Raw genomic sequence first — 3690 nt, 5'->3', positions numbered from 1 at the left:
TACCGCACCCCTGCAAGACTGGACCAATGAGCACGTTTGGGGTTCTACTTGGCAGTGCGGTGTACTTGACAAAAAAACACGCTCCTTGGTTACGATGGCTTTTTTGATCGCTCAGAAGTCACCAACCGAGCTCAAGGGTCATATTCGCGGCGCGATCAATAATGGCGCCAGTGTTGAAGAAATCCAAGAAGTACTACTGCACAGCTTGCCTTATTGTGGCGCACCAGCTACCCAAGAAGCTTATCGTGCAGCGGTTGAGATTTTGACAGAACTGGATAAAATTTGACAGACCTAGTAGAAGCTTGTGGCGACATTTTAACCATTTGAAGTTATCAGAATATTAACATCAAAGTCATTCAAATGATTTTGCCATACTAAATAGACAGAAATTCATTAAATTTTTTGATGAATTTATCAGTTTATTTTAAGAATGATTTGGGTTATAATTTTTACAATTTATCAAGAACCTTTGGGTTTTCTATTAGCAATTAAAAGGCAAACACAATGGCGTTAATCGTACAAAAATACGGCGGCACCTCAATGGGTAACACCAGCCGCATCAAGAATGTCGCAGCCCGAGTTAAGCGCTGGCATGACCACGGACATCAAGTTGTGGTTGTGGTATCGGCGATGAGCGGTGAAACAAACCGACTGATCGGTCTTGCCAGAGAAATCAGCAACGACCCAGATCCACGCGAATACGATCAGATGGTTGCTACCGGCGAGCAAGTCTCTATCGCCCTACTTGCGATGGCGCTAAAGGACCTAGGCGTAGATGCCAAATCCATGACAGGTCGCCAAGTTGCCATTAAAACTGACACCACGCACACTAAGGCACGCATCGAGCACATTAACGCTGACAACCTAAAACGCGAACTTGCTGATGGCAAAGTGCTGATCGTTGCAGGATTTCAGGGTGTGAACGAGCATAACGACTTAACGACACTGGGTCGTGGCGGCTCAGACACGACAGGCGTTGCGATTGCCGCTGCCATTGGTGCTGATGAATGCCAAATCTACACCGACGTAGATGGTGTATACACCACTGACCCGCGCGTCACCTCAAAAGCCAAGAAACTCTCAAAAATCACTTTTGAAGAAATGCTAGAAATGGCATCACTTGGCTCAAAAGTACTACAAATCCGCTCGGTAGAGTTTGCCGGTAAATACCATGTGCCACTGCGCGTCCTTTCTAGTTTTGATGAAGGTACAGATGGCGCATTTGATGATGAATTTAAACAAAATGTCGGTACTTTGATTACCGTTGACGAAGGAGATGATATGGAACGTGCCGTAATCTCAGGCATTGCCTTTAACCGCGATGAAGCCAAAATTGTCTTGCTTGGTGTACCAGACCGTCCAGGCATCGCATCTGCTATCCTAAGCCCAGTTAGTGCCGCTAATATCGAAGTGGACATGATTATCCAAAACATCTCTGAGAACGGCGTGACTGATTTTAGCTTTACTGTGCCTCGTGGCGACTATGATAAAGCCCTAAAAATCCTAAACGAGAAAGTCAAAGACGACATCGGCGCAACCAAGATCGTTGGCGATGATAAAGTTGTCAAAGTATCGATCGTTGGTGTGGGCATGCGCTCTCACGCAGGTGTTGCCAGCAAGATGTTCGACACACTAGCATCTGAGAACATCAACCTACAAATGATCTCAACTTCTGAGATTAAAGTTTCTGTACTTATCCAAGAACAGCACCTAGAAAAAGCCGTTAAATCTCTACACACCGCTTTCGGTCTGGATCGTGAAGATGGCGAAAGCAAAGTTGCCGGCCTATGATCGGCTGACAACTGATGGAATTTTGATCAAATAATTGCTTAAAATTCCATCAACAATAGTGACGATTTTAGCATGGTTGTAAATTATTAATAAGAAAAATTTACATAACTCATTCTAAAAAATGCTGACAAAATATCCAACGCGCCTTATAATAGCAACTTGGGTATTTTTTATTTTTGTGTGAGTGAATTTCAGCGTTTAACGTAATCGAGTTTACTTTATTTTTATAGTGCAAGGAGCTATTTATGTTAATCCTAACTCGCCGTGTTGGCGAAACTTTAATGATTGGTGATGAAGTCAGCGTAACTGTTCTTGGTGTCAAAGGTAACCAAGTTCGCCTAGGCGTGAACGCCCCAAAAGACATCGCTGTTCACCGCGAAGAGATCTATCAACGCATTCAGCATGAGCGCTCTATGCAGGCACACATGAGCCACCTAGAACAAGGCAACTTCGCACCGCCATCATTCGATGATGATGACTACTTCAATCGATAATTACAGGGTGACATCATGACCACGAGTATCTCTGCTCTACTAAATGGCATCGAAACAGGTGCACTAAAATTCGCTGACGTGATTGCATTCATCGATGGCAACTATGATTATACGCCTGTTGAATTTAGCAATGGTGAAGCTGTGAATGCAGCTGGCACCAATGAAGGGTCCGCCAAAGTATTCAGCTTAGCCAAGCTACACGGGTTGAATCAGCTGGACACATTAAAACTGTTCGCTGAGCATTATCAATCTGTATTGGGCAATCCTGATGGTACTGATCATGCCAATATCCGTAATTTTATGCATTATGGCTGGCAAGGTATCGGGCTTCAAAAGAACGCCCTAACCGCTCGTTAATACTTACCATTTGATTTCAAATATCAAATAAATGCTAAAAATCCCAAATTAGATATAATTTACTTGAAATTCGGGTAAATTTACTATATAATTTGGGCTTTAATTTTTCTGCCATTTCTTGATTGTTGTCGCCTTTAACAACAAAAAAGAATGGTGTAACTTTATAGTTTGGTCAAATTTGTGCTATGTCCATACCATTAATAAGGCACCTTGTCCAAACGGCGCACCCGATACCGCTCAATATCCGCGCCATGTATTATTAGGAGTTCACCATGTCTCGAGTATGTCAAGTGACTGGAAAGCGCCCGCTAGTGGGTAACAACGTATCACACGCGAACAACAAAACCCGTCGTCGCTTCCTACCAAACCTACACAACCATCGTTTTTGGGTAGAGTCTGAAAACCGCTTCGTACGTCTTCGTGTATCATCTAAAGGTATGCGCATCATTGACAAGCACGGCATCGAAAAAGTGCTTGCTGACCTACGCGCACAAGGTCAAAAAATCTAATTTTAGATTTTTCCATTTAGATTAAGTTTTAAGGACACGATCATGAGAGATAAAATTAAACTAGTTTCTACCGCTGGTACTGGTTATTTCTACACCACTACTAAGAACAAGCGTACCATGCCTGGCAAAATGGAAATCAAAAAATTTGATCCAAAAATTCGCCAACACGTTCTATTCAAAGAAGCAAAAATCAAGTAATTTTGCTTTAATGATAAAAAGACCGCCATTTTGGTGGTCTTTTTCTTAGATTTTTAGGTTTGGCAATGACAACACACCCTCTACTAACACCGCTCAATATCGGCAATCAAACCATCACCAATCGGCTGATCGTTGCCCCAATGGCAGGCGTTACTGATAATCCGTTTAGAAGACTATCCAAGTCATTTGGCGCAGGTCATGCGGTCAGTGAAATGATCATCGCCGATACTGCTTTATACGCACGCAAAAAATCGCTTTATCGTGCTAATTTTGACGGTGAAATCGCACCCATTTCTGCTCAAATTGCAGGTGCAGAACCTGATAAGCTTGCCGAAGATCGG

Annotated in this window: 6 protein-coding genes and 1 pseudogene; all 7 read left to right on the top strand. The window is 43.0% G+C overall.

The window, feature by feature from the left end:
• Positions 1 to 286, top strand: a 286-nt coding sequence (locus GY683_RS06505) for a carboxymuconolactone decarboxylase family protein (RefSeq protein ID WP_297287969.1), incomplete at its 5' end; no start/stop codon positions are given.
• 218 nt (positions 287 to 504) lie between these two features.
• Entirely contained in the window at positions 505 to 1791 is a 1287-nt protein-coding gene (locus tag GY683_RS06500) for an aspartate kinase (protein WP_297287968.1), read from the top strand.
• A gap of 245 nt (positions 1792 to 2036) precedes the next feature.
• Positions 2037 to 2204 (top strand): annotated as a pseudogene (gene csrA, locus GY683_RS06495) (carbon storage regulator CsrA); the annotation flags it as partial.
• 96 nt (positions 2205 to 2300) lie between these two features.
• Positions 2301 to 2642 (top strand): HopJ type III effector protein, encoded by a 342-nt coding sequence (locus tag GY683_RS06490; RefSeq protein WP_297287967.1) that lies wholly within the window; start codon positions 2301 to 2303, stop codon positions 2640 to 2642.
• A gap of 272 nt (positions 2643 to 2914) precedes the next feature.
• Positions 2915 to 3151: a 50S ribosomal protein L28 gene (rpmB, locus tag GY683_RS06485; RefSeq protein ID WP_036362158.1), complete on the top strand. Its 237-nt coding sequence runs from the start codon at positions 2915 to 2917 to the stop codon at positions 3149 to 3151.
• Positions 3152 to 3193: 42 nt separating this feature from the next.
• Positions 3194 to 3349 (top strand): 50S ribosomal protein L33, encoded by a 156-nt coding sequence (gene rpmG / locus GY683_RS06480; protein ID WP_003659281.1) that lies wholly within the window; start codon positions 3194 to 3196, stop codon positions 3347 to 3349.
• A 65-nt stretch (positions 3350 to 3414) separates the two neighbouring features.
• A partial coding sequence (locus GY683_RS06475) for a tRNA-dihydrouridine synthase (RefSeq protein WP_297287966.1) occupies positions 3415 to 3690 on the top strand: 276 nt, incomplete at its 3' end.

This window comes from Moraxella sp., assembly GCF_024227015.1.
Classification (GTDB): Bacteria; Pseudomonadota; Gammaproteobacteria; order Pseudomonadales; family Moraxellaceae; genus Moraxella.
This window is presented reverse-complemented; position numbering and strand designations above follow the sequence as displayed.

Coding starts and splice junctions, on each gene's coding strand:
- rpmB (WP_036362158.1), top strand. CDS start 2,915: ATGTCTCGAGTATGTCAAGTGACTGGAAAGCGCCCGCTAGTGGGTAAC.
- rpmG (WP_003659281.1), top strand. CDS start 3,194: ATGAGAGATAAAATTAAACTAGTTTCTACCGCTGGTACTGGTTATTTC.
- GY683_RS06500 (WP_297287968.1), top strand. CDS start 505: ATGGCGTTAATCGTACAAAAATACGGCGGCACCTCAATGGGTAACACC.
- GY683_RS06490 (WP_297287967.1), top strand. CDS start 2,301: ATGACCACGAGTATCTCTGCTCTACTAAATGGCATCGAAACAGGTGCA.